We start from the raw sequence: 17,909 nt of genomic DNA on the forward strand, positions 1-17,909 counted from the left end.
GCTCACGCCGCACTCGGCGGTCGTCCCATCGCCGAGGGCGCTCCCAAGCCGCGCGAGATCGCGCGGGCCGTTGCTGAAAGCGCGGGGAGCACGGCGTGCGGGGTGGGTGTGGCCGAGGGGACGGTGACCGCGACGGCCCCCACGATGCGGTCGCGCGGGCCACGGATCGGAACCCCGACGGAGGTGCAGTCCGAGGTGATGGAGTCTTCGACGATGCCGACGCCCGAGCGACGCACGTCGGCCAGAACGCGCCGTAGTTCATCCGGGTCGGTGATCGTGCGGTCGGTGAAGCGATGCAGCCGGCTCGTGAGCACCTCTTCGCGGAACTCGTGCGGCGCGAACGCCAGCAGCACCAGGCCCGTGCCGGTAGCGTGTAGCGGCCAGCGCCCGCCCAGTCGCGATAGCACTGTCGCTCCCGCCCGCGCACGGAGCGACTCGACGTAGACGACGTCGTGCCCGTCCCGCACCGCGAGGTGCACGTTGGCGTTCGTGGCCGCCTGCAGGTCACCGAGGAACGGCAGCGCGACGTCCCGCAGCCGCATCCCCTGCGGCTCGAGGGATCCGAGTTCGAGGATGCGCATGCCGATCGCGTAGCGACCGTCGGCCGAGCGCTCGAGCGCACCCCAATCGCGCAGCTCGCCCACCAGGCGGTGCGTCGTGCTGAGGCTGAGGGTCGATCTGCGGCTGAGCTCGCTCAGCGTGAGAAGCAGGTGATCTTGGTCGAAACACTCGAGGATGGCGAGCGCACGCTGCGCCGCCGTCATGCGCTCGGAGCGTGCGGACCTGAGTTGGCTGATGGTCATCGTCGACCCTCTCCCGGAAGCTATATGCGCGCCAAGCTACCTCGAACTCCCGCGGTGCGAAAGGTTTTGCACACCGTTTTCCGCGATCCGATGCCGGTTTTCTCGGCCGTCTTCCACCGGGTGAAAGTTGCCTTCCGTCGCGTGTTCGAACGCCTTCAGCGAACCGCGCACGCGCGGGTGTGCGCTACGGCAGTCGCGGCGCGGGGGGACGATTCTCGGCAGAGTACACCGGCGACGCGATGAGGAACGGGATGGCGGCGGCCCGGACCTCGTCCACGGGCTCATCGGGGAAGGCCTCTTCGATCGCACGGTGGCGATCGATCACCCCGGCCGCGAATTCGGGATGCGTGAGGATGAACATGTCGCCCCGCCGGACGCCCAGCAGCACCCGCTCCCCCGCCTCCTCCGCGGTCATGTACGGCTGGGTCTTCGAGAACTCGGCGAATCCGGGGTCGCGCGGGGCGTATCCCGACTCGCCGTAGCGCTCCGGACGCAGGGCGGTGCCCGACGAGATGTTGCTGTGCACCGGACCCGGGCAGTAGGCCGAGACGCCGATACCCTCGGGCAACAACTCGATGTGCAGCGCCTCGGACAGCGCGATCACGGCCGCCTTCGTCATCGAATACAGCCCCGCGACGATCGGCAGAAGGCCTGCCATCGACGCCGTGTTCACGATGTGTCCGCCCTCGCCGTGCGCACGGATCTTCGGCAGGAATGCCTGGATGCCGTTGCCGACACCGCGGATGTTGACGTCGATGATCCAGGCCCAGTCATCCGGGGTGGCATCCGCGACGGGACCCGTGAGTCCGATGCCGGCGTTGTTGACGAGGACGTCGACGCGCCCGAACTCCGCCTCGATCTCGTCCGCGGCGGCACGCATCGCCGCGAGATCGGTGACGTCGACGCTCAGCGCGCGCACCTCCAGGCCCGCGTCACGGAAGACGGCGGATGTCTCGTCCAGGTGTTCGGCACGGCGCCCGGTGACGACCACGCGCATCCCGGCGCGCGCGAACGCCAGCGCGATGCCGCGCCCGATGCCGCTCGACCCGCCCGTGACCACCGCAACCTTGCCGGCGACGTCGTCCATCACGAGAGCCCGAACAGTCGGGCGGCGTTGTCTTTGAGGATCATGGGGCGTACCTCGTCCTTGATGTTGAGTGCTTCGAAATCGCGCATCCAGCGCTCGGGCGTGATGACCGGAAAGTCGGAGCCGAACAGCATCTTGTGCTTGAGCAGCGTGTTCGCGTACTGCACGAGCTGGGGCGGGAAGTATTTCGGCGACCAACCCGACAGGTCGATGTACACCCGCGGTTTGTGCGTCGCGACCGAGAGCGCCTCGTCCTGCCAGGGAAACGACGGGTGCGCCAGGATGATGTCCATCCCGGGAAAGTCGACGGCGACGTCGTCGACGTGCATCGGGTTCGCGTATTTCAGACGGATGCCCCCGCCACCGGTCTGCCCCGCGCCCACGCCCGTCTGGCCCGTGTGAAAGAGCGCGACCAGGCCGTGTTCTTCGATCACCTCGTACAGCGGGTAGGCGATCGGGTCATCGGGGTAGAACCCTTGGGCGCTCGGATGGAACTTGAATCCGCGCACACCGTGCTCGGTGACCAGTCGCCTCGCGTGTTCCACGCCGGCCTGGCCGCGGCGGGGGTCGACGCTCGCGAACGGGATGAGCACATCCGAGTTCTCGGCGGCGAGCCGCGCGATCTCTTCGTTGGCGGGTTCGGGCTCCTCGCCCGTGCGGGTGTAGGAGTCGACGGTGAAGACGACGGCAGCTGCTGAACTTCGCGCTGCTCGGAATGGGCATCGTGATCGTCACCGAGGGTGCGCTGAGCTTTCTCGGGATGGGTATCCCCGCCCCCGCGCCGAGCTGGGGAAACATGATCTTCGAGGGGCAGCAGTCGCTGTCGGCGACACCGCTCCTCGTGCTGTGGCCGAGCCTTGCGCTGCTGGTCACGGTGCTTTCCTTCAACATGCTCGGAGAGAACCTCAGAGACGAGATGAGCGGCCGATGAGAACACTGCCCGAGCCGACCGTTGCCGATGCGGCGACGGATGCGTCGACCGCCGACCCCCGGACCGTGCTGTCGGTGGAGAACCTGCGCGTGACTTTCACGCGGGGCGCGCGACCCGTTCACGCTGTGAACGGCATCTCATACGAGCTGAAGGCCGGGCGCATGCTCGCCATCATCGGCGAGTCTGGTTCGGGCAAGTCGGTCAGCGTCCGCGCCCTGATGGGTCTGCTCCCACCCAGCGCGCAGATCAGCGGCTCGGCACGCCTTGACGGCCGTGAACTCGTCGGGCTCGACGAGAAGTCCCTGCGGGGTGTGCGCGGCGAAGACATCTCGGTCGTCTTTCAGGACCCGGCGCGGTCGCTGAACCCGACCATGAGCGTCGGACACCAGATCACCGAGGCGATCCAGACGCACCATCGCGAGATCGGCAAGAAGGCCGCGGCCGAGCGTGCGATCGAGCTCCTCAAGATGGTTCGCCTACCCGCCGCCGAGCGTCGGTTCCACGAATATCCGCACCAGCTCTCGGGCGGTATGCGCCAGCGCGTGATGATCGCCATCGCGCTCGCCGGCAACCCGAAGGTGCTCATCGCGGACGAGGCCACCACGGCGCTCGACGTGACGACCCAGGCGCAGATCATGGAGTTGCTGGTCGATCTGCAGGAGAGGCTCGGCACCGCCGTCATCCTCATCAGCCACGATCTGGGACTCGCCGCGAGCTATGCCGACGAGGTCCATGTGATGTACGCCGGTCGCATCGTCGAGCAGGCCGACACGGACGTGCTGTTCCGGAACGTCCAGATGCCGTACACCAAGGCCCTGCTCGGCGCGATCCCCCAGCTGTCCACTCCCCCGCACTCGCTGCTGCCGGTCATCGGCGGCCATCCGCCCGACCTGTCCGCTCTGCCGGTCGGCTGCTCGTTCCGCCCCCGCTGCCCACGGGCGACGGAGCAGTGCGGAGAACGCCCCGAGCTCGTCGAGGCCGAACCCGGGCACCGTTACGCCTGCTGGCACCCGCACCTCGAGGGGGCGAAATGACGACCGTGTCATCGACCGACTACGACGGGCCGCTGCTCTCGGTGCGCAACGTCGTCCAGGAGTATGTGAGTCAGGGCCCCGGCGGGGTCAAGGCGGGCGTCGTCCACGCCGTCTCGGATGTCTCGTTCGACCTGGCCGTGGGGCAGACGCTCGGCATCGTCGGCGAGACGGGGTCAGGCAAGTCGACCCTCGCGCGTGCCACGATCCAGGTCGAGAAGCCGAAGTCCGGCGAGGTCTGGTTCAAAGGTCAGAACCTGGTGGGGATGTCCAAGCGCGAGCTGAAACGGGCGCGCCGCGATATCCAGATGGTCTACCAGGACCCCTTCGGGTCGTTGAACCCCCGGTGGCGAGTGGAGGATGTCGTCGCCGAACCCCTCATCGGGCACACGACGATGGGTGCTGTCGAGCGACGGGCCCGCGTGCGGGAACTGCTCGAACTCGTCGGGCTGAGCCCCGACATCTACCTGCGTCGGCGGCCGCTCGAACTCTCGGGCGGTCAGGCGCAACGTGTGGCGATCGCCCGCGCCATCGCCACGAATCCGGCGCTCGTGGTGTGCGACGAGGCGATCTCGTCCCTCGATGTGCTGATCCAGGCGCAGATCATGAACCTGTTCGAGAAACTGCGGGCAGAGCTCGGCCTGTCGTACGTCTTCATCGCGCACGACCTCGCCACCGTCAAGCAGCTCAGTGACCAGGTCGCCGTGATGCACCTCGGTCAGCTCGCCGAGGTCGGTCCCGCCGAACTCGTCTACGGGTCGCCTCGGCATCCGTACACCTCCGCGCTGCTCGGTTCGATTCCCGGGCTCGACCCGGTGACCGGCATCGCGCGGCGTCCCGTGACGCTCAAGGGCGAACCGCCGTCGCCGCTGCATCCGCCGTCGGGATGCCGGTTCCGCACGCGCTGCCCGCGGGCACAGGAGAAGTGCGCTGTCGAGGAGCCGAAGCTCGTCGACTTCGGCGCCGGGCACAAGGCCGCGTGTCATTTTCCGCTCGACGCGGTGCCCACGGTCTCGGTCGATGCGCTGCGCGCGACGATGCCCGAGCCGGCGCTCGCGTCATCCGCCGTCGCATCCCGAAACAGGGCGTAAGACACCGGACAGGAGGATGTCAGGGCCGTTACGGTGGCGGTATATCGCGGCGATCCGGGTGGTCCCGGGCACCGGTTCATACCCGGTCGTGTTGCGGGTTCGACTCCCGCCGTCGCGTCTAGTTTGAAGGGCCCGAGATCCCCGCAATTACGCGGATCTCGGGCCCTCGCATTCTCGTTGAAACGCGTTTTGCCCACATTTTGCCCACATTTTGTGAGCAGGAAACACACGATCAAGGTGTCGCCGCCCTGTCTCCCGGGAGGATGCCGGTCGCGGATTGTGGATGCCGTGGGTAACTGGTAACGGGAGTTATGACAATCGCTCGACGCCGATTCAATACGCTGCATGGGAATCGAAGGCATCGCACGGCGTCGCAGCTTGGAAGCCGGGCGCACCCGGCGTGGGGACCCCCGAAGCAGATGCGCACCTCGGAGGCAGAGCATTGAGCGCCGTCAGCGACAGCATGGGCCAGCCCTTCGGTGGAGATGGTGAATTCCACCAACAGATGTCCAGATCAGCCCCGGTGTGCGGTGGTAGATGTCCCAGGCTCATCACTCGAATTCCCGTGAGACATGTCCCAGTGGTGATTGCTTCGATCATCGCTCTGATGCGGGTCACCACTGAAGAATCCTTTGAGGGAGCTCGGTGCTGTGCCCGGCCCGCGACGAGAATGGACGCATGTATCGCGGGCGGGAGCTGCCTCAGCTGCGGTTGTCACCGGCCTGTCTCCGCCGGCGATGGGTACCGCAAACGACGAATTTCAGTTTCGGGGCATGGGGGTTTCGGCACACGGTTTCGGCACGGCGTGCCGACATCGCGGCGCTGCACCTGGTCGTCGTGCCGCAATCGATCAGTTTTGAACGTTTGCGGAAACCCACAAAGGCGGGCCAGTAGCTCTCTCAATGACCACAGACGATTGGCCACCTCTCAATAAGTCAGCATCCGATGTATAGTCATCGCATGCTGACTATTACCTCGCGACTTGACGTCATGAACCGGCTCGGCCGGGCCATGGCTGATCCGACCCGCTCTCGCATCCTGATGAGGTTGCTCGACGAGCCGAGCTATCCGGCTGTCCTTTCCCGCGATCTTGGCCTGTCACGGTCAAACGTGTCGAACCACCTCACATGCCTTCGGGACTGTGGGATTGTCGTCGCCGAGCCCGAGGGTCGACAGACCCGCTACGAAATCGCCGACCCTCACCTTGCAGCAGCGTTGAAGACGCTCGTAGACGTGACGTTGGCAGTCGATGAGAGCGCACCTTGCATCGACTCCTCCTGCACCGTGCCGGGTTGCTGCGGAACGGGGGCGAGCGCATGAGCGCGGTTCTGAGCGGCGAACGTCGCGCGAAGCTGCACCGCCGAGTGCGCTTCATCGTGGGCTTCACGATCTCCTACAACGTCATCGAGGCGATCGTCGCGATTTGGGCCGGCACGCTGGCGTCGTCCGCAGCACTGATCGGCTTCGGGCTCGACTCCATCGTGGAAGTGCTGTCAGCCGCAGCAATCGCCTGGCAGTTCACGAGGAAAGACCCCGAGCGTTGGGAGAAGGTCACCGTTCGCGCAATCGGCCTCGCGTTCTTTGCCCTCGCCGCCTACGTGACCGTCGACGCGGTAACGAGTCTGATCACCCAGGAGGGACCGGAACACAGCCTGCTCGGCCTGGGTATCACCGCATTGAGCTTGGTCATCATGCCGCTTCTGGCGTGGTTTGAAGTGCGCACCGGTCGCGAACTGGACTCTAAGAGCGTCATGGCCGACGCAAAGCAGCTCATCCTGTGCGTCTACCTCTCGGGGGCCGTGTTCATCGGCCTCATTCTCAACACCCTGTTCGGATGGTGGTGGGCCGACTCCGTGGCTGCTCTCGTGGTTGCCGTTCTCGCAATCCGTGAAGGCATCGAGGCATGGCGCGGCGACGTAGAGTCGCCGTTCGAAGTGCTCGAAGACCTTTCTGACGACGACGACCGCTAAACCATGACCACCTAACTCGGACCCGGCTGGCCCGAAACTGTGTACCGAAACCGCCTGTCCCGAAAGCCGGTTTCGATACGGCCCCCGTTTGCGGACCGCTCGCGGCCAACAGCGGATCATAGTCCCGGAAACGATCGTTTTCGGGTCAGAGCGGTAGCTGTGCCTCACGCACGAACTTGCGCTGCCAGGGGGTTTCGACGGCGTTGCGCCGATAGGCGGCGCGCACCCATGCGACGGCGTCATCGGCCGGTACCCCGTCGTACCGTGCGAGGATGGCGAGAGCGGTTCCCGTTCGCCCTGTCCCGCCACCGCAAGCAATCTCCACCCTCTCGGTGGCCGACCGGTCCTAAGCCTCACGTAGTGCGGATAGCGCGCTCGACGGCTCTCGAGGCAGACGGAAGTCCGGCCACGCAATCCACTGCGATTGCCAACTCGCCTGGTGCATGCGGGCCCTGAGATACACCCCGAAATCCGGCGCGTCAGCCACGTCGATCGGGCCGCTTCTCAGCCCGCGCCCGCGCACCAATCGACCGCTTGGCAGTGACACCACACCGCCTAGCCCAGCTGCCCACGGTTTCATCGACGAGCACTTTCCGTCAGTCAATTGACTAAGTCGCGGCGACGGCACGCGTCCGCGCAGCGTTCAGCGACGCCGACACCGTGTCGAGGTCGTCGTCGAAGAGATCGGCGTAGACATCCAGCGTCATCGCCGCGGACGCATGTCCGAGCATCCGCTGCACCGCCTTCACATTCGCGCCCGAACTGATCGCGAGCGACGCCGCGGTGTGTCGTAGGTCGTGCACCGTCATGCGCTCGAGGCCTGCCACGTCCAACGCGGTCGTGAACCAGGAACGCGACTTCCCCGAGGCGCGCGGGCGCGGCAGGTAGTCGAGGCCGTCGCCGAACAGGATCGCATCGCGCGACTTCCCCTCGCACAACTGCGCGATCGGCAGTTCGAGAAACTCGGGGTACGGCACCGACCGCAGTTCGTGGGTCTTCGGCGTCCCTACGTGGATCTGCGCGCCCACACGCACGGCGTTCTCGTTCACCGCGAGCCGCCGGCGCAAGGCATCAACATCGCGGACGCGCAGCGCGGTTAACTCGCCCCAACGAAGCCCTGTGTACGCCGCGAGATACACGACGGTCGAGTGATCTCCGGATGCGACGGCGAGGCGCTCGATCTCCTGGTGGCTGAGGTATCGGTGCGCCTTTCTGCCCTTCCGAGGCAGGTTATCGACACCGCGCGCAGGGTTGTGCGGGATGCGGCGATCCTTGACCGCGATGTCGAGGACGGATGCGAGCACCCCGTGTGCGCGAATCACGACCGTTGCGCTCTTGGGTCTCGCGCCTTGCGCACGAGTGCGCGGATGGTCTCGCCGGTTCGTCTTCGCGGTGCCCGCGGACAGCTGCGAGACCCACGTTCGCACGTCGCTGTGCGCAATTGCCGAGACCTGAGTGGTTCCCCACCGCGGCATGACGTAGACGCGCCATGCGTCTTCGAGCGCCTTGTAGCTCGACGGCTTCAGTCGCGAACGCTTTGCCTCGAGCCATCCGACTCCGAGTTCGGCGATCGTGGTGCGCGCCCGAGCTGGTTCGATGTACTCCCCCGTTGCCTTCGAGACTTCGACGGTGGCGAGGAAGAGGTCGGCGTCGCGCTTGGTGCGGAAGCCGCGCTTGTCGGTCTGGCGGTGATCTGGCGTTCGGTAGCGGACGCGATACCGCTTGCCCGCCCCGGTCTCGTAGGCCTCAATCGTTCCCATGGCGACCGATCAGTGAGTCGAGAAATGCCTGGTGCTCCTCGTCGGAGATGTCGGGCTCAATATTCATCTTCTCCATCAGGCCCATTGCGATGAGTCGTGCTCCGGGCTGATCGACGACCGCCGTCATGTAGCCCGCAGACCGGGCCCGTGCGATCCAGTTCGTCGCTGTCCGCTGCTTCAGCCCCATCGTTTCGACTACGGCGAGCGCCGGATTTTCGTTCGAGATCTCTGCGATGCGATACACCAGCGCCGTGAGGTGAAGGGTCTCCGGATGCGTGGGCTCGAACGGCGTGAAGTCGTCGAGCATTCCTTGGCGCTGTTTGTCGCGGAGCATGATGATGCCGATGGTCCACAGCGGCAGCGAGTAGGCGATGGCGCGTCGCGCGATGGTGTGGACGCGAACTGTGCGGAGCAGCGCCCCACCGATCTCGAGCGGCAGCCGGCCCCGATCGAGTGCGAACTCGGCGATCTCGTACCTGCCCGCATCCGAGGAGTATTCGAGTCGCAGGCGGACGCGGGCCCGCTCGTCTTCTTCGAGCCCGACGATGTCATCTCTTCCGACGAGCATGTCGGCTTCGATGATCGGCTTCAACGACAGGCCTGGCGGCACGAGGATGCTGCGGCCCGAGAGTCTGATCGTCTTGCTCACATCGACATGATGCCACACCGTGCGCGCTATTGACATAGCTACGCAAGTGGTTCTAGCTTGTGCGTATTGATGACATGGTTACGCAGATGGGACAGGAAATGGATGCCGCGGATGAATGGCTCGATCTCGATGACGCCGCCCAGATGATGCACATGACGCGCGCGGCTCTCGCACAGCTTCGCTACCGCGGTGGCGGCCCAACGTTCTACCGAATCTCGGCCAAGACGATCCTGTACAAGCGCTCCGGCGTCCTCGAATGGATGGAGAGCCGGGCGTGCACGCGCACTGACGACGTGATCACGACTCGCTGAGTCAGGGCAGGAGGTCAAGCATCTGCGGTCGCGCTTTCATGGCATGAATGACGAGTTCATTGCCGCTGTCGAAAACCAGCACGACGGTCTCCAGCAGGCGACCCTGCGTGTCAAAGCCCAGCCTGAGCTGCCGGGCCGGTGAGTCGTCGTCGAGTTCCTCAACCCAGATCGGCCAGGACGCAGCCTGAACGGCATCGTCCGCCGAAACTCCGTGCTTGAGGGCGGTCTCGTGAACCCTCACGCCGCGTACATCGCGAGAGCCTCGCGGATGAGTTCCGAGCGAGACTTGTGCTCGCGATCAGCAGCAGCGTCAAGGGCGGCGAGCTCCTCGGCCGTGAGCCGCAGCGCAACGACCTGCGACGGCTCCGCACCCCGCCCAGGCCGTCCTCGACCGCGCTTCTTCAACGCCTCGACGTCATAGCCAGCTTCAGCCTCGGCGGCCCACTCAGCGATCTGCGCTTCGGTGACCGGCGTGCCGTTGATCGTCTCGTCCGCACCCATGTCTTTAATGTAATACGAAACTCCGACGAAGCCAAGGTACCGACGACGATCGGCTTCAGCGTCAACACCGTCCCGCGCCAGGCGTGCCCAGCTGCGAGCATTCTCCTACGCGCACGCCTGCCGCTTTCGATGGCCGAGGCAAGGACGCCCCTCAAACGGTCACTCCCCTGGGTTGGGTCGCCGCGAGTACTTCACCGACTGCAGCGAGGCGCCCGCCTGCACCCAGCAAGTCACCAACGATTCGCCACGGCACCGCTATCCGCGGCTCAGTTCCCTGAGTCCCCTCCCCTGCCGTCAAGAAATCTGCTCGAGCGACAAGAATGTTCCCGCGTCGGTCAGGCGCAAGATCGAGGGCGCGCTCCACGCCTGGAACATTGTCGGTATAGAGCCAGATGTCCGAAGCAGGCAGCGGCGCGACGAGTCCCCGGGTCTCGAACTCGATCGCCGTAGCACGAGTACCCGTGAGCGCGTAAGTGAACCCAGATCGCTGCAGACGGTCAAGCGCAATCTCCTCCCCCAGGAGCGAGAAGTATCGAGCCGGCTTGAAGGTCGTCTCGAATCCGTAGTCGCGGGCCCAACGCTGCGCCAGCTCCAGCTGATTGGCAGCGACGATCGGACCACCGTTGGTGTCCTCAAGCAGCCCCTGTTCACGCAACAGTTCAACGACTCGACTGACCGTACCCAGGCCGGTTCCGGTCTCGCGCGACAGTTCCCGCACCGATGCCTCGCGGCGAGTGCTGAGCAGCCGGACGATGACTTGCGAAGCTGCCTTACCCTTTAGCGATCGAAGTCGCTGCGGCTGGGCATCATTGCGCGGCTCGGGATCGCGTGATGCACCGACCCGATCGATCCATACCGCCGGATCGATGCTCGAGATGCGCATATTTCCGGTCGCATCCCAGTGCGACCACCCGGCTCGAGCGAGTTCGTCACGCACCACGGGCGAAAGGAACGGCGCGACGATCACCGGCACGCTCCCGGACTGAACGCTCGGTAGCGCTCCGACCTCGGCACGGGTTCGTGGCGGAGTCAGCTTCACTTCGGCGTCCAGCACGAGCGGAACTGATCCAAACTGCGCCCGCACCACTGCGTCGACTCCGTTGCTGCCGGTTTGGCGCTCGACAACCACCGAACGCGCTCCGACCGACTTCAGCGCTTCGCTGAACCCGTCTACGAGCGCATCCGTTCCAGAAAAGAGCGCGTTCCGCATAATGTGGAACATAGCAATATACGGAACACCAGTCGACTCGACATCGACGCGGTCACCGGCTCAGACCCGTGCCGTGAGCCGTCTCTCGCGACCACGAGGGCGCCCCACCGGCAGGCGACCGAGTCGCTTCGCGCGCCGCTCGCGATAGATCCAGCCGCGCAGCACGGCGCGATTCCTCAAGCGTCGACTCCGGGCTGCCACGGCGCATCGCCTCGGCGAGTTCGCGGAGCGCCGCATCCTGAGAGCCCGCGACAACCACGGCCTGGTTCCAGACTCGACCGCGGGTCAGGCCGACGTAGAGTCCCGCAGCATCGACGCCCGGGCCTACAACGGACGCATCCGCGGTATCGCCTTGAATGCCGTGGACCGTCGACGCATAAGCGAGGTGCACATGGTCGGATGTGTATTCGGCCGAGACGTGTCGACGTTCGGTGGTGTCGGCGAGGTTCCGGAGTTCGATGCGCTCCGGCCGTATCGCGGTGATGACCCAGGTGGCGCGATTTTGCACTCCGGCGGCTCGGTCATTCCGCCGAGTCTGCACAACGTCACCGACGAGCAGTTGCTGACCGTTACGACCGTGGGCGACGACATCCGGGCGAATTGCGCCGGTCGCGACGCGGCGCTGCTGAATCGCTTCGCTGATTGCCGCCGCATCGTCGTTGGTGGCAGTCACGAGCGCGACGCGCTTGCCGCGCTCCGCCCAGTCGAACCACGCGTTCACCATGAGGTCGTGCGCCGCATCCGTGCCGGCGACTCGTGCGACGTGCCCTCCGTCATCGAGAGCCGCGGCGACTCCGACCGCGTCCTCCGCCATCGCGACCTTCCGCAACCTCAGCGTGAGATCTCCATAGGCGCGGTCGGTGAAGCGGTGAACTTCGCTCAGCTCGACGACGTTGTCGGCTACCTGGGTCATCGCGGCCATCGCGCCCGCGTGGCCAACAGGCGCAGCCTGGCGCGGGTCGCCGATCATGGCGATCCCAGCCCCGGTCTCCCCCGCGACGATCGCGAGCGTGTCCGCGGTGTGGAGGTCCATCATCCCGGCCTCGTCCACCACGATGCGATCGCCTCGACCGAGTCGGAAGTCGCGCGGCCCGCGGTACACGCGGCCGGTCGCCGCATCCGTCTGACCGATCTGCAAGCGGGTCCACACAGGCGCTCCCGCCTCGTCGATTCCCCAGCGCCAACCGTGGTCGGCGAGCAATGCGTGCAGGCTGGATGCCGTGGCCCCGATCTCGCGCGCGGCTACGGCAGCCGCCTTCTTGGTTGGCGCGACCACGATCATGCGTCGCCGCTGCAGTCGCAGGGCATCGAGTGCGACTCGCAACAGCGTCGTCTTACCCGACCCGGCAGGCCCGGTCACCGACACGAGGCGTCCGGTCCCGGCGATGGCGGAGGCTGCGGCGAGCTGCGTATCAACGAGCTCGGTGCTCTCCCCCACAAAATGCCGTACGACGGTGCGCATCTGTCGTTCGTCGGGCAACTGCCCGGGTGCGGCAAGCGCCGCGAACCTATTGGCGACCCGCAGCTTGAGCAGCACCGTCGCTTCGGCCATGAGCGCCTTGATGTGCGCAGGCTTGACGGGATCGTCCGGCACCAGGTCGATCGTGTGCTCGGTCGCCCGCGACGCGACGTCGTCGATCAGCTCGTCGAGCGGGTCTCTCTCGGCGACGACCCCGCTTCGGGAGATGGCCCGGATCGCGCTGGCACGCAGATCCCATGGCGAGAACCGGCCGCTGCTCGAGACCGAACGGGCGTCAGCCTCGACGAGTGCCATCCGCGCGAGCAGTTCGCGATCGAGGTCGGCGATCCGGGTGGGGCCGAGCCGGGCCGGGTTCCGCTGCCAAAAGAGGATGGGATCGATGTTGGCGAGTTCGCTGCGGACCCTCTCCTCCCACTCGGCTTCATCGAGATGGGCGGGCTTGCCCGGGCGTCGCTGAGCCCACGCCAGCTCGTCGATGTGATGAAGATCGTCCGCGCCGGGTTGCCGCCCAGGGTGATCCTTGCGCCACTCCGCAATCAGCCGAGCACGGTTCGCTTCGATCTGGTTCGACCGGCGCGAGAACGGGCGGACGACGTGGGCGAGTTGCGCGATCTCGCCGTTCGCGTCGAGCGTGTAGCCGTGGGCCGCGAGTGCGGCTACCCATCGTGGGTCGCTGCGAGCCGCCAGCTCGCCCTCAGCGTTGACGACGTTGTGAAGCTTGAGCGCTACCCGCGAGTCCAAGCTCGACCACTTGCCGTCGGCTCCCTGCACCTTCATGTTCAGCCACAGGTGTCGATGAATGTGCGGGTCGAGCGCGCGCGACCGCCGGTGCTGCAGTTCGACGACTTCGAGCCGAGCGATGTCTTCGCGGATGCGTCCGCCCCGGCCACGCCGCGCGTTCAGCTCGCGCTGCCAGAGAAGGATGGTGCGGTTACGCATACGGTCCTGCAGCAACTCGAACTCCTGGGCGAGCTCCGGGTCGAGGAGAGCCGCGACGCTGTACGACTTCGGGAAGTTGATCGTCCCGTCCAAAAGCAGGTCGGTGTTCTCTGATCGGTGCATGAGCCCGCGCGACTCGCCGGTCGCGGGATCCTCCCCCTGGATCCACCGCCGCAGCGCCGGGGCGTCCAGCTCGTCGCGGGACAGCTCCCCCGCTACCGCGGCGAACCGCGTGGCTGTGGCTTCATTGATCGCGCCGTAGCGCTCCGCAGATTCCACTCCGGCCGGAGCACGGTGTGCATCGCATGTGCCGTCGAAGGCGTACGAGATCGCATTGCGGATGCCGCGAGATTCAGCCCCGCGCTTCCAACTCCGCAATCCCCCTCGCATGTCAGCAGCATACATGCGCAGTTGTGTCACCACCAGGCATGGTGCCTACGTGCATCGCAGTTTCTTTTCGTATGTCGTCGCACTTCGTAATGTTCCTTTGGGGATTGCCTCCTTTCCTCGCGCATCGGCCTCGTGAGATGTGAGCGCAGCGCGGCGTGGGCCCCTTCTCGGGCATCTGCCTGAAGCGCGACTGAGCCCGCCTGTCGAAGGCAGGCTCTGTGCGGGTACGAACGCAGAGGTGTCGCGCGAGATGTTCCATGAGCGTCACCGCGCGCAGTCCGACCGGCTTCCGCAGGCCCAATTGTGGGCTGCGCGCACGTGGTGTGCTGATGGCGCCGAGTGGATAGCTCCCACAGCGTCGGAGGGTATCGCTACGATGCTCCTCAATGTCGCCGCACTCCGCGACCTCGGGCTACTGGGGAGAGTAATGAAGCTAACGCGCATCGACGTGCGGTTCTTTCGTTCGTTCGTTCAACTTCGACTTCGAGCTGAAGGCACGCGAGAAATCGGAAGCTGCTCCCTGGGAAGAACAGGAGCCCTGGTATCCGTTCGTCCGCGTACCGCTCGAAACGGACATCACTGCAGTTGTGGGTGCAAACGAAGCAGGGAAGAGCCAGCTCCTGAAGGCGGTCCAAGCGGCCCTGACGGGGGAACCGATCCGACGCGAGGACTTTTGCCGCTATAGCGAAGAGTATTCAGTAGAGGCAGACAAGATCCGCCTTCCCGAGTTCGGTGCAGTCTTCAAACTCGACGACGGCGAACAGGTGGCCGGGGTGGCGGCGATCGGTGATGCAAGGGAGTTCGGCCTGTACAGACCCGGGTCCGAGGACCCGTTCCTCGTGATCCACGGGGAACGGGTGAAGCTCCCGGCGGGACAGCTCGCCAAGTTGGAAGCAGCGCTGCCCAGGACCTTTGAACTGAAGACCGGAGTCGCGATCCCGGACAGTATCTCGATCGCCGAATTGATCGGCAAGAAGCGCACACGCCTGCACGATCGCAGACAGCGATCCGCCGTCTTTGATCGAATTTTCGGGCTCGCGGATCCCACCGAAGCGGCGGTCGGCCAGTTGGTCGCTCCCTCACTTGCTCCACCGGCAGACGAAGCATCCGAGCAGGCGGAACAGCGTCGGCGGGAAGAATTCGAACTGGCCAAGATGCTGCTCGTCGACGCTGCACGTATCGATACGCGCGCTTTCACCGAGCTAAGCGAGGCTCTCGCGTCCGGCCGCGAAGGACAAGTTGAGGCAGTCGTAGGAGCAATGAATGCCGCGATCCGCGACAATCTCAACGTTCAGCGGTGGTGGACGCAGGACCGAGAGTTTGACTTGATACTCGAGGCACGCGAGCACGAGCTCGCTTTCACAATCCGCGATCGCACCGGTTCCACATACTCGTTCGGCGAGCGAAGTCAAGGGCTGCGCTACTTCCTGAGCTACTTTGTACAGCTCACCGCCCACCGCCTGACTCAAACTCGACCAGATATTCTGCTGCTGGATGAGCCGGATGCTTTTCTGTCGAGCGTTGGTCAGCAGGACCTGTTGCGAATTCTTCACGACTACGCGCTCCCGGAAGATGGAAGCACTGGAAGTCAGGTGCTATACGTCACGCACTCCCCGTTCTTGATCGACAAGAATGCTCCCCACCGCATCCGCGTGCTCGACAAAGGATCCGAGGACGAGGGGACGCGAGTCGTGAATGACGCGGCGAACAATCGTTACGAACCACTCAGGTCTTCTCTGGGCACCTACGTTGCCGAGACCGCCTTCATCGGGGGCCGGAACCTGTTTGTCGAAGGACTTGCAGATCAGGTTTTGATCGCGGGTGTCGCGGCCCATCTCGCGAAAAGTTCCGGTACCACGGCGGGAGCGTTGGACCTCAACGAAGTGACAATTGTTGCTGCTGGAGGAGCCGACGGCATTCCGTACATGGTGTATCTCGCCCGCGGGCGCGACACGATAAAGCCGCCGTGCGTCGCGCTGCTGGACGGAGACCAATCGGGGCGCGACGCCGAAAAGGTCCTGAAAAGAGGGGAAGCTCGGAAGAAGCGAGTTCTCCGCGATGAGTACATCGTCCGTCTTGATGTGTGGGCATCGTCGTCAGGCCTCTCTTTTGATCCCGGAGTCGACGTGCACGAGCTCGAGGACCTGCTCCCCATCGAGCTCGTTCATCGAGCTGCCCTGAAGCGCTCCAGGTTTTGTGCCGCTCCTATGCGGGTTGCGGCTCTCGGTTGAGGGTCGCGTAATGGGCTTGCTCGAACTCGGCGGGTGGGACGTAGCCGAGGCTCGAGTGAAGCCTACGAGTGTTGTACCAGTTGACCCAGCCGGCGGTCGCGAATTCGACGTCTGCGATGGTCCGATACGGCCCGTCGTGGAACACGGTCGTGCGGATGCACTCGGCCTTGTAGAGCCCGTTGATCGTCTCCATCAGCGCGTTGATGCTCCTATATCTGTCAAGCCGCGATTTGGAGGGGTGGTCGGGCTTCGCGGATGGGGCGCATCGCGGCCCAGAGTTCGCGGGCGAGAAGACGTTTCAGACACCGGATGATCTCGGACTTCGTCTTTCCTTCGGTGATCCGGCGGGCGACGTAGGCCTTAGTGGGTTCGTGGTGCTGCATGCGAACGATGACGACACGGTAGAGTGCGGCGTTTGCTTGCCGGTGACCGCCCCGATTGAGCCGGTGTCGGGTGGTCATCCCTGACGATGCAGGGATCGGGGCGACACCGCAGAGCCGGGCGAACGCGGCCTCCGAACGGATCCGTTCCGGATTGTCGCCGGCAACGATCAGCATCTCGGCCGCGGTGTCAGGACCGACCGCAAAGGCTTTCGCGAGGTCGGGAGCGATCTGCGCGGTCAGCTCTGCCAGGAGCTTCTCATGCCCGGAGATCTCGGCATCCAGTACTTCCCAGCGACGGGCGATCGATCGTAACGTGTGCTTGGTCGACGCGATGATTGTGGTCACCTGGCCCGGACGAAGCGCCGCGCAGCGATGGATGAGCGCCATCTTCGATAGCGGTTGCAGCTCCTGACGCAGATCGTCGGGGGCGTTCACGATGACCTGCTTGAGGCTGATCATCGCGGATGTTCTCGCCTTGACGGCGACGTCCTTGGCGACCTTGATCTGACGGATCATCTCCACTGTTCCATCGGCTGACTTCGGGATGGCCGTCGCCAGGCCCGCGAGGACTGCCCTGGCTGCGTTCTCGGCATCGATGGTGTCGGACTTGCCTCGTAGTCGCCTGTCGCGACGGTCCGTTCTCATCACCTCCAGCGTCCCGATTCCACGACGGCGCACTGCGCCGGCCAGGCCTGCACCATAGGAACCGGTGCCTTCGATCCCGAAGGTGAGTTTCCCGCCGAACGATTCGCCCCAGTCGATCAGCTGGCCGTAGCCACCGGAATCCGCCGCGAAAGATCGGCGATCCAGGACCGCGCCGAGCTCATCGATCGCGACGGCGACGTGGACGTGTTTGTGAGTGTCGACGCCGACAACGACTCGACGGTGAGAGGGGACTTGCTGCATGCTCATAGTGCTCGCTCCAACCAGATCAGGACAGGGTGAGTGACACTGGCCGGTCGGGTGGACGGGACTGTGATGGGACTGTTGCGATCAGGCTCCTATGAGGTCACGCCCGCCCGGCCAGCACCACGAGGGTGATGCGCCTCCTGACGGACGACAGATCAACAGCAAGGACACCCAGACTTCGAGGTCAGTCGTCAGCAAGAGTCAGGCCGCCAGGAGGTACTCGACACTCTCAC

16 protein-coding genes, 1 tRNA gene and 2 pseudogenes are annotated in these 17,909 nt (G+C 65.2%); 8 read left to right on the forward strand and 11 right to left on the reverse strand.

Features of this window, described 5'->3' with window-relative positions:
- Positions 1 to 2: 2 nt before the first annotated feature.
- The 3 genes and pseudogenes from CGU34_RS12110 to CGU34_RS12120 form a co-directional block, all read right to left on the reverse strand.
- Positions 3 to 803: an IclR family transcriptional regulator gene (locus CGU34_RS12110; RefSeq protein ID WP_198517770.1), complete on the reverse strand. Its 801-nt coding sequence runs from the start codon at positions 801 to 803 to the stop codon at positions 3 to 5.
- A gap of 184 nt (positions 804 to 987) precedes the next feature.
- Entirely contained in the window at positions 988 to 1,890 is a 903-nt protein-coding gene (locus tag CGU34_RS12115) for an SDR family oxidoreductase (protein ID WP_036297585.1), read from the reverse strand.
- Positions 1,890 to 2,588: pseudogene (locus CGU34_RS12120) on the reverse strand (amidohydrolase family protein); the annotation flags it as partial. The pseudogene CGU34_RS12120 and the gene CGU34_RS12115, both read right to left, overlap by 1 nt.
- 26 nt (positions 2,589 to 2,614) lie before the next feature.
- Here CGU34_RS12120 and CGU34_RS17215 point away from each other — a divergent pair.
- From CGU34_RS17215 to CGU34_RS12140, 6 genes are all read left to right on the forward strand, one after another.
- The gene (locus CGU34_RS17215; protein WP_198517772.1) at positions 2,615 to 2,821 is read left to right on the forward strand and encodes a hypothetical protein; all 207 of its coding nucleotides are present in this window, start codon (positions 2,615 to 2,617) and stop codon (positions 2,819 to 2,821) included.
- Positions 2,818 to 3,855: an ABC transporter ATP-binding protein gene (locus CGU34_RS12125; RefSeq protein ID WP_081766221.1), complete on the forward strand. Its 1,038-nt coding sequence runs from the start codon at positions 2,818 to 2,820 to the stop codon at positions 3,853 to 3,855. The genes CGU34_RS17215 and CGU34_RS12125 overlap by 4 nt, the downstream gene beginning before the upstream one ends.
- The gene (locus tag CGU34_RS12130; RefSeq protein WP_081766220.1) at positions 3,852 to 4,943 is read left to right on the forward strand and encodes an ABC transporter ATP-binding protein; all 1,092 of its coding nucleotides are present in this window, start codon (positions 3,852 to 3,854) and stop codon (positions 4,941 to 4,943) included. The genes CGU34_RS12125 and CGU34_RS12130 overlap by 4 nt, the downstream gene beginning before the upstream one ends.
- Positions 4,944 to 4,988: 45 nt before the next feature.
- A tRNA-Met gene (locus tag CGU34_RS16980) sits at positions 4,989 to 5,061 on the forward strand.
- A gap of 842 nt (positions 5,062 to 5,903) precedes the next feature.
- Positions 5,904 to 6,263 carry a Cd(II)/Pb(II)-sensing metalloregulatory transcriptional regulator CmtR gene (gene cmtR, locus CGU34_RS12135; protein WP_100809995.1) on the forward strand — a complete coding sequence of 120 codons (360 nt, stop codon included), beginning with the start codon at positions 5,904 to 5,906 and terminating at the stop codon, positions 6,261 to 6,263.
- The gene (locus CGU34_RS12140) at positions 6,260 to 6,913 is read left to right on the forward strand and encodes a cation diffusion facilitator family transporter (RefSeq protein WP_036300494.1); all 654 of its coding nucleotides are present in this window, start codon (positions 6,260 to 6,262) and stop codon (positions 6,911 to 6,913) included. Before cmtR ends, CGU34_RS12140 begins: the two co-directional genes overlap by 4 nt.
- A gap of 608 nt (positions 6,914 to 7,521) precedes the next feature.
- Here the strand turns inward: CGU34_RS12140 and CGU34_RS12150 are convergent.
- Both CGU34_RS12150 and CGU34_RS12155 read right to left on the reverse strand, forming a co-directional pair.
- Positions 7,522 to 8,673: a tyrosine-type recombinase/integrase gene (locus CGU34_RS12150; protein WP_036300492.1), complete on the reverse strand. Its 1,152-nt coding sequence runs from the start codon at positions 8,671 to 8,673 to the stop codon at positions 7,522 to 7,524.
- The gene (locus tag CGU34_RS12155; RefSeq protein ID WP_157811298.1) at positions 8,660 to 9,322 is read right to left on the reverse strand and encodes a DUF6214 family protein; all 663 of its coding nucleotides are present in this window, start codon (positions 9,320 to 9,322) and stop codon (positions 8,660 to 8,662) included. Before CGU34_RS12155 ends, CGU34_RS12150 begins: the two co-directional genes overlap by 14 nt.
- Before the next feature lie 74 nt (positions 9,323 to 9,396).
- Between CGU34_RS12155 and CGU34_RS12160 the strand changes: the two genes are divergently transcribed.
- A complete protein-coding gene (locus CGU34_RS12160) occupies positions 9,397 to 9,633 on the forward strand; it encodes a helix-turn-helix domain-containing protein (protein WP_198517774.1) in 237 nt (78 codons plus the stop codon).
- A 1-nt stretch (position 9,634) separates the two neighbouring features.
- Here the strand turns inward: CGU34_RS12160 and CGU34_RS12165 are convergent, their stop codons facing one another.
- The 4 genes from CGU34_RS12165 to mobF form a co-directional block, all read right to left on the reverse strand.
- A complete protein-coding gene (locus CGU34_RS12165; RefSeq protein WP_036300483.1) occupies positions 9,635 to 9,874 on the reverse strand; it encodes a toxin in 240 nt (79 codons plus the stop codon).
- Positions 9,871 to 10,134, reverse strand: a complete 264-nt coding sequence (locus CGU34_RS12170; protein ID WP_100814217.1) for a ribbon-helix-helix protein, CopG family — start codon at positions 10,132 to 10,134, stop codon at positions 9,871 to 9,873. The genes CGU34_RS12165 and CGU34_RS12170 overlap by 4 nt, the downstream gene beginning before the upstream one ends.
- A gap of 151 nt (positions 10,135 to 10,285) precedes the next feature.
- On the reverse strand, positions 10,286 to 11,344 hold the full coding sequence (locus CGU34_RS12175) for a hypothetical protein (protein ID WP_100814218.1): 1,059 nt from the start codon (positions 11,342 to 11,344) through the stop codon (positions 10,286 to 10,288).
- 52 nt (positions 11,345 to 11,396) lie between these two features.
- Positions 11,397 to 14,153: a MobF family relaxase gene (mobF, locus tag CGU34_RS12180; protein ID WP_198517776.1), complete on the reverse strand. Its 2,757-nt coding sequence runs from the start codon at positions 14,151 to 14,153 to the stop codon at positions 11,397 to 11,399.
- A 587-nt stretch (positions 14,154 to 14,740) separates the two neighbouring features.
- Between mobF and CGU34_RS12185 the strand changes: the two genes are divergently transcribed.
- Complete coding sequence (locus CGU34_RS12185) at positions 14,741 to 16,384, forward strand: ATP-dependent nuclease (RefSeq protein ID WP_100814220.1); 1,644 nt, start codon at positions 14,741 to 14,743, stop codon at positions 16,382 to 16,384.
- Here CGU34_RS12185 and CGU34_RS12190 read toward each other — a convergent pair.
- Positions 16,359 to 16,586: pseudogene (locus CGU34_RS12190) on the reverse strand (integrase core domain-containing protein); the annotation flags it as partial. The gene CGU34_RS12185 and the pseudogene CGU34_RS12190 sit on opposite strands and share 26 nt — an antisense overlap.
- A gap of 16 nt (positions 16,587 to 16,602) precedes the next feature.
- Entirely contained in the window at positions 16,603 to 17,679 is a 1,077-nt protein-coding gene (locus tag CGU34_RS12195; RefSeq protein ID WP_100812876.1) for an IS110 family transposase, read from the reverse strand.
- Positions 17,680 to 17,909 lie beyond the last annotated feature (230 nt).

It is taken from the genome of Microbacterium lacus (assembly GCF_002812805.1).
GTDB classification, from domain to species: domain Bacteria; phylum Actinomycetota; class Actinomycetes; order Actinomycetales; family Microbacteriaceae; genus Microbacterium; species Microbacterium lacus_A.

Bases quoted from the DNA above. Each gene is read 5' to 3' on its own strand.
- CGU34_RS12130 (WP_081766220.1), top strand. From the start codon at position 3,852: ATGACGACCGTGTCATCGACCGACTACGACGGGCCGCTGCTCTCGGTG.
- CGU34_RS12125 (WP_081766221.1), top strand. From the start codon at position 2,818: ATGAGAACACTGCCCGAGCCGACCGTTGCCGATGCGGCGACGGATGCG.
- CGU34_RS12140 (WP_036300494.1), top strand. From the start codon at position 6,260: ATGAGCGCGGTTCTGAGCGGCGAACGTCGCGCGAAGCTGCACCGCCGA.
- CGU34_RS12110 (WP_198517770.1), bottom strand. From the start codon at position 803: ATGACCATCAGCCAACTCAGGTCCGCACGCTCCGAGCGCATGACGGCG.
- CGU34_RS12115 (WP_036297585.1), bottom strand. From the start codon at position 1,890: ATGGACGACGTCGCCGGCAAGGTTGCGGTGGTCACGGGCGGGTCGAGC.
- CGU34_RS12175 (WP_100814218.1), bottom strand. From the start codon at position 11,344: ATGCGGAACGCGCTCTTTTCTGGAACGGATGCGCTCGTAGACGGGTTC.
- CGU34_RS12160 (WP_198517774.1), top strand. From the start codon at position 9,397: ATGGTTACGCAGATGGGACAGGAAATGGATGCCGCGGATGAATGGCTC.
- mobF (WP_198517776.1), bottom strand. From the start codon at position 14,153: ATGCGAGGGGGATTGCGGAGTTGGAAGCGCGGGGCTGAATCTCGCGGC.
- CGU34_RS12170 (WP_100814217.1), bottom strand. From the start codon at position 10,134: ATGGGTGCGGACGAGACGATCAACGGCACGCCGGTCACCGAAGCGCAG.
- CGU34_RS12150 (WP_036300492.1), bottom strand. From the start codon at position 8,673: ATGGGAACGATTGAGGCCTACGAGACCGGGGCGGGCAAGCGGTATCGC.
- cmtR (WP_100809995.1), top strand. From the start codon at position 5,904: ATGCTGACTATTACCTCGCGACTTGACGTCATGAACCGGCTCGGCCGG.
- CGU34_RS12195 (WP_100812876.1), bottom strand. From the start codon at position 17,679: ATGAGCATGCAGCAAGTCCCCTCTCACCGTCGAGTCGTTGTCGGCGTC.